Genomic DNA, 6978 nt, shown 5'->3' with positions numbered 1-6978 from the left:
ATCGGGCGCCGCACCTCGCGCAGTGCGCGACGTAGAGCGCGGCGACCGGTCCCGGGGTCGCGGCGGGGCGGGCGCGCAGGCTTCGCCCCTCGACGACGGTGACCAGGTCCGCCCACGGGTTCGGGCAGGCGCAGCCGGGCGGCGGTTCCTCGGGCGGCGGGGCGTTCATGTGGTGCCGCCGTCGTCCGGCGGGTCGTCGGGGCCGGTGGCACGCCATTCGCGGGGCTTGCGGCCGACGGCCTGCCGCACGTCGGCGACGTCGGTTTGGTCGTATGAGGTGCGGACGCCGGGCCCGCACGCCCGCCGGCCGGACTCTCGCGCTCTCGGGCGTCCGGTGACGGGGGTTGCGCCTATCTTGTGGTTCCGGCGTGGTGGGCGTCCGAGGTTCGGGATGGGGGCGTGTGGTGAGCGGTGACGGTGGTCAGTCGTGGCGGTATCTGTACGAGCGACTGGGCGAGAAGCCCTTCCAGCAGTTGTGTGGCGCGTTGCTCGCCCAGTCCACGCCGGACATGCGGTGCTACCCGGTGGGGCACTCCGACGGCGGGCGGGACGCGGTCGACACCACCGGCGGGCGCACGGTGATCTACCAGGTCAAGTGGTCGGCGAACGCCGTGAAAAACCCGGTGACGTGGTTGAGGGCCACCATCAAGGAGGAGGAGGCCAACATTCGGCGGCTCGTCGCCGAGGGCGCCCGCGACTACTACCTGATCACGTCGGTGGCGGGAACCGCGGTGCCCAGGAAGGGCAACATGGACAAACTCGATGCCGTCCTGGCCGACCTGGGCGCGGACTTCGGTATCGAGATGCGCGTGTGGTGGCGCGCGGACGTGGACGCGCGCGTGGACACCGCGCCCGCCGAACTCAAGTGGGCGTACGCCGACATGCTCGCCGGCCACGATCTGATCCGGTACCTGATCGAGGGCGAGAGGGTCGCCGCCCGCGAGGACGCATTGCGCGGCCTGCTGTTGCGGGTGATCGCCGCGCAGTGGGACGAGGACGCCAAGGTGAAGTTCAAGCAGGTCGAGCTGGACACCCATCGTCTCCAGGACCTGTTCGTCGACGTGGAGGCGATGCGGATCACCAAGCCGGAAGCCGCCTTCGGCGGTTTCCGGTCGGGCCTGGGGGAGCAGTTGGGCGGCGCGGCGGAGTATCTCGCGGGCGCGGCCCGGCCGTTCGCCCTGGTACGGGGGGAGCCGGGGCAGGGGAAGTCCACGCTGGGCCAGTACCTGTGCCAGATGCACCGCGCCGCGTACCTGCCCGGTGTCGCCGCGGTCGGCACGCCGACTGTCGCAGGGCCGCGGATGCCGTTGCGGGTGGATCTGCGCGACTACGCGGCCTGGCTGGCCTACCGCGATCCCTTCGGCGACGAGGACGACACCGGACCCCGGGCCACCTCGGGGTTGCGTCCGCAGGGCTCTCTGGAGGCGTTCTTGGCGGCGTTGTTGCGGGCCCGCAGCGGCGGCCTGGTCGCGGACGTGGGCATCGTGAACGACATCATGCGTCGTCTGCCGCTGCTGTTGGTGCTCGACGGCCTCGACGAGGTCGCCGGCAGCGACACGCGTGTGCGGGTGGTCGAGGAGATCGACGCGTTCACCGCTCGCCTGCGGGTGTGCCCGTTCCCACCGCAGGTCGTGGTGACCACCCGACCCAACGCCGCCGAGCTCGCCGAGCCGTCCGCAGACCACTACGAGATACTGGTGCTGTCCCGGCTCAGCCCGGAGTTGCGCGCGTGCTATCTGCGCAAATGGGCCGACGCCAGGGGCGTCCGGGGCGCGGAGCGCCGCTCGCTGGAGCAGGTCTTCCGGCAGCGCTCGAGCGAGCCGCACATCGCGCAACTGGCGGACAATCCGATGCAGTTGACGATTCTGTTGTACCTGATCCAAAAGCGTGGGAACTCGGTGCCTTCGGGCAGGACCGAGCTCTATACCTCCTACATGGAGACGTTCCTGGATCGGGAGGCGGAGAAGACGCCGGCGGTGGAGGAGCACCGTGTAGTCCTGGAGGAGGTCACCGCGTTCCTGGGCTGGCTGCTGCAGTCGCGCGCCGAGGCCCGGGAGGGCAACGGTCTGATCGCCACCCACAGGCTGAAGAGGGAGATCGCGGGTTACCTGTTCGACGTCCGGAAGGAGACGTCGCTGGTCGAGGACCTGTTCACCGGCGTCACCGCTCGGGTGTGGGCGTTGACCAGCAAGGTCGAGGGCACCTTCCAGTTCGACGTCCAGCCGCTGCGCGAGTACTTCGCGGCCCGGTATCTGTACGCGTTCGCCGGGGCTGACCTGCCCCGGTTCGACAAGGTCGACGTGCTGCGCGAGTTGGTGCGCCGCCCGTATTGGCTCAACACCACGAGGTTCTACGCGGGCTTCGCGCAACCGAACGAGTTGGGCGGTCTGATCGAGGGTCTGAAAGACGAATGGGGCAACCCGGCGCGGTTGCGGCAGGTCCGTTTCACCGCGTGGACCTTGTTGAGGGACGGGGTGTTCCGCTGTCGCACCCGGTCCCAGCAGAGCGCGGCCGAGCTCTTCCTCGACCCGCTCAGCGTGCGCCTGATCAACCACGCTCTCAACGCGGGCGAGATCCCCCCTCTCGGCTGGGACTCGGGCGCGAACGATCTGACGGCTGCGCTGCTCGACCGGATCGCGGACGACCCGCATTCGGTCGCGACCCGCGAACGGCTCGCCCTCACCGAGCAACTCATCGACGAGAGAGGCGTCTTCGACACGTGGTGGCTCCCCCACATGCGCGCCGCGATCGGCACGAACGACGAGCGCGCGTGGTTGACGATCGGTGCGGCCCTCGCCGCCGCGTCCCGGACCGAAGGCTCCGACCTCGAAGGCCTGAACCTGGACGATCCGCACATCGCCACCGCAGCCGTCGCCGTCGGTCTTCCTGCCGAGGCCGGCTCCACCACGGAGAAGACCTTGGTGCGCGCCGTGCTCGACGGGCACTGCTCGGACGTGGAATGCGCCTCGCTCACCGGCTTCGCCCATGACCTGCTCAGGGTCGCGGCGCCGCAGCACTTCCTACGCAAACTACAAGTCTTCCGGCACACCCTCGGCCATGATCCTCTGTACCGCGTACCCGTACACCACGCCGACCGCAGGATCGGGCCGGACGAACACCGAGCGGCCCTGATCCGACTGCGGTCGCGAGACGACCGTTTCGCCCGGTTGGGCCAGGCGCGGAGGTTCACCCGGGAGTCACGGGACACCGTCGCGCCCTGGGTCGACACCGCGCGTACCCTCGCCGACGTCTTCGGGCCGTGCTGGCTCGCGGCCGAGATCGCCGTGATCGGCGCCACCGCCACTCCGACGAACTTCGCCGCCCAAGGAGACACCACCCCCGGCTCCGGTCCCTTCGGTCCGCGTCCGGACTACGGACGACTCGTTCAGGACATCCGAGGCTTCCGCGACACGGGATCGTGGTGGACGACCCAGTACGAGCTGCACCGGGACCCACTGTCGCGCGCGACCTGGGTACTGGCGCTGCTCACCGTTGCCTCCGACGACGTCGTCGAGGCACATCTGAGCGGCGTCGACGAGGCAACCCGCGCTCTGCCCGAGGAATCACGGCAGGCCCTGATCCTGAGCTCCAGCCGCATCGGGGCGTCCGTGGCTGTCTCCGAACAGCGAAGAGGCTCCATCCTGGCCGGGACAGCCGGCCTCTCCCCGATGACCACCCTGCTGGTCGCCCACCACGTCCGCGCAGTGGCGTACTCGCACTTCACCACCACGGCCCTGAGGGACCTGGCACCCTACGGAGCCGCGGCCTGGCCCGCGCTCCTGGCGCTCGGCGACAGGATGACGAGCAGCCCCGGTGAAGACGTGTGCGCAGCGTTTCGAGCGCACGAACCCCATGACATCGTCGGCCGCGACCGCCTCCCGACGTACGACGCGGCCACGGCCGCCACCGTCATCGGCCCGATGATGGCCCGACCCTTCGACTTTCCCTTGGACTGGATCCTGGAAGTCGAGGCCGTCCTCGCGCGCACCGAAGACGAGGCGCTCGGCGAAGTCGCCGACGCCGACGCATGGTTCCGATAGGAACGAGATACGCAGGAAGGCGGCGACGGTGCCGTAGAAGTCGAGGAAGGGTGGTCGCCTCACCGCAGAAGGCACTTGCCCGTGCCGAACACCGCGACCCGCGCCCCGGGTTGGTGGAGGAGCCGACACACGACATACACGGGGTCCGCAAGAGGCGGGGCGTCGTCGGGACCGCCGGCGTCGGTCGTGGTCAGCCGCATCGTCCCGCCGTACCGGGCGACGGCGCCGAGGGTGCCGGTCCGGACGCCGACGCTTGCGTCGTGGTGGGGGTGGGCGAGCGTGCGGACGCCCACCGTGTGGGCGTCGGTGCCGTGGACGTATTCCGGGAGCGGGTCCAGGGTGTGGGTCGGGCAGTTCACGGACAGGTTCGGACGCTCGCCACAACCCGGACACACCCGATCCCCGGTCTGACCGCTGCCCTCGAACACGACACCAGCGTAGGCCCCGAAGTCCCCGCACGACTGGGATCAGAAACCGATAGAGGCGGTGCCGTGGCCGGAGATCGGCGAGGTTTCCCAAGGCGCGGCGGCCCCGAGCGTCGGCCGCTGGGCCATCCACGCTTTCGAGCACTTTCACTGCGTCGTCGACACACACCGGAACTGGCTGGACGAGGCGACCGAAGCCGGGCGCGGATTGATTGTCCTCGTCAGCCGGTGACCGACGACCGCGTTCTCGCAGAGCCTGCGGCAGTGGGTGAACGCATGGCCGATCCAGTCGGGCGATCCGCCGAAGAAGCCCGACACGCGTGGCGTCGACGCGGCACGCGCCGCTCTCGGGCCGCAGCCGAGCGGCAGCACGGTGCGTGGTGCGCGGTTCCGCCTCGTCAGGACGTGGCGGCAGGGTAGTGCGCCAGATCGGGTACCAGGGGCGGTACCGCGTCCGCGAGGCCGGTGACGCGGAACTCGCGCAGGGTCGCGGGGCATCCCTCCTTGACGAGTCCCGCGAGCGCGACCAGCCGATGGTTGCCGTCCAGGACGAGCACGTGATCGCGGTCAGCCGCGCACGTGGCCAGGGTCAGGCCGATCTCGCCGTTGTTGGCCTGCGTCGAGTACCAGCTTCTCAACGACGTGATCCGCGCGCTGCGATCGGTGTCCACGACCGCGGCCCTGTCGACCACCTGGGTGTGGCGGATCGGGTGGGCCGAGGGGTGGTCGTGTCCGACTTCCCGCCCGGCCGGGCATCCCGGATCCGCGTACCAGGGCGCATGGAAGTGGGCGAGCGCCGCCAGGTCGTAGGGGGCGATCCTGGTGTGGATCCGCTCGATCCGCACCGACGCGCCGACCGCCCGGGTCAGGCCGGCGAGCCGATCCCAGTCGAGGGCGACCCGGATCCGGTCCGGGCCGTCGGTGTAATGGTTGCGGAACGCGTCGAAGGGCACGGACGAGGCGGCGAGGACCGCCAACCGGCGAGTCGCCGGGTCGATCGAATCCGTCCAGTGCGTGCGCACGGTCGACGACGTTCGGGCACCGGCCCGTGTGCTCTCGCCAAGGCTCAGCACGACTCGCCGAAACTGCTCCCAATCGTCGGCCGTCCAGTCGGCGTATGCCTCCAGGGAGGACACGAGTCGGTTCTCCACGTGCCCTATGACCGCGACGACGGTCTGCAGATACTCGGCCTGCATGGGACCACGGGCCAGCGGAACCAACGACATCCCGGCGCGCGCGTCGTACAACGCCCGCACGATCTCGCCCGGTTGCGACGACGTCCGCAGGTACGAGACCCGGCCGGACAGCACGGCAACCTTCTCGATCAACTCCAGATCCGCCAGGGCTTCCTGGAGCGACGCCTGTCGGCGTGCCAACAGCACACCCACGGTGACCGTCACCACCGCTCCCAGCACCACGTTCGCCATCCAGTCGGACAGGCTCCACGCCTGCCCTCGCCACACCAGGATCCCGTCCAGCGACACCGCGACGAACGGCACCGCCACAAGCGGCCAGTAGGCCCGCAGCAAACGACGCGCACTCGCCATGCATCCCCCTCGGCACCGCATGTGGCATTGCCCCAAGGATGACAAGAACGGGGCTCCGTTGCACACGTTTCACATCGGGCGACCCTCGTCGCGTTCGCGCCGAGGACGCCCACGCGAACCGGCGCCCCGTCCGGTACATCGACGCCTGCCGACCCGCTCCCCCACCCGTGACCCGCGGCCAGACACCGGTCACGGCGAAACCCAAGGGCCTGTGCCAGGCGATCCTGGACTTCTTCGGCGCCGAGACCCGTCGCCTGACCCTTCCGCAACTGATCCGTCAGGTCGCCGATTCCCTCGACGACCACGGGACCCAGGCGCTGATCCTCGACGACGTCACCCGCCTGCGCATGCACCGCGCCGACGACCAGGACACCCTCGACCTGGTCCGCGCCCTCATGAGCATGAACGTCACCCTCGTCCTGGTCGGCGTCGACATCGCCGGCTCCGGCCTGCTGCGACAGGGGCGGTGGGACCCCCGGTCCCACCAGTGGGTGCTGTCGCCCCGGGGGCAGGCCCGCGTCCACGGCCTGGAGGCCACCCAGACCGAACACCGCTTCGACCTGGTCGAACTCGACCGCTTCCGCTACACCACACCCGCCCGGATCACCGCGTTCCACGACCGTCTCGCCGGGCTGGGGACCAACCTGCGCCTGCTCAAGGCCCCTCCGGGGATGCTCACCGGCGGCACCATGCCCGAATACCTCATGCGCCGCACCGACGGCGTGGTCGGCCTGCTCGAGCGACTCGTCGAGGACGGCTGCCAGGAAGCGATGGACAGCGGCAAAGAAATGCCGGACGAGGACCTCCTCGACGAGATCGTGCTCAGCCTCGACGATCCCGACCGAGACCCGCAGACCGGCGAAGTCCCCACGATCCCCGGCTCCACCCCGGGAGCGCCCGCCCGCAGGACCCGCGGCAGGAACACCGTCCTCGACGACCACGGCCCCGCGGCCGCCGCGGACGGCT

General features: G+C 70.2%; 3 protein-coding genes and 1 pseudogene. 2 read left to right on the top strand and 2 right to left on the bottom strand.

The window, feature by feature from the left end; translation table 11 throughout:
- Positions 1-404 precede the first annotated feature (404 nt).
- Complete coding sequence (locus GT354_RS03865; RefSeq protein ID WP_161354747.1) at positions 405-4040, top strand: ATP-binding protein; 3636 nt, start codon at positions 405-407, stop codon at positions 4038-4040.
- Positions 4041-4099: 59 nt separating this feature from the next.
- On the opposite strand, the gene GT354_RS03860 is transcribed toward GT354_RS03865, so the two are convergent.
- Entirely contained in the window at positions 4100-4468 is a 369-nt protein-coding gene (locus GT354_RS03860) for a hypothetical protein (RefSeq protein ID WP_161354746.1), read from the bottom strand.
- A gap of 395 nt (positions 4469-4863) precedes the next feature.
- The gene (locus tag GT354_RS03855) at positions 4864-6012 is read right to left on the bottom strand and encodes a hypothetical protein (protein ID WP_161354745.1); all 1149 of its coding nucleotides are present in this window, start codon (positions 6010-6012) and stop codon (positions 4864-4866) included.
- 167 nt (positions 6013-6179) lie between these two features.
- Here GT354_RS03855 and GT354_RS03850 point away from each other — a divergent pair.
- Positions 6180-6978: pseudogene (locus GT354_RS03850) on the top strand (hypothetical protein); the annotation flags it as partial.

It is taken from the genome of Streptomyces sp. SID3343, assembly GCF_009865215.1.
Classification (GTDB): Bacteria; Actinomycetota; Actinomycetes; order Streptomycetales; family Streptomycetaceae; genus Embleya.
Note: the sequence above shows the minus strand (reverse complement) of the source record. Positions and strands in the feature narration are given on the sequence as shown.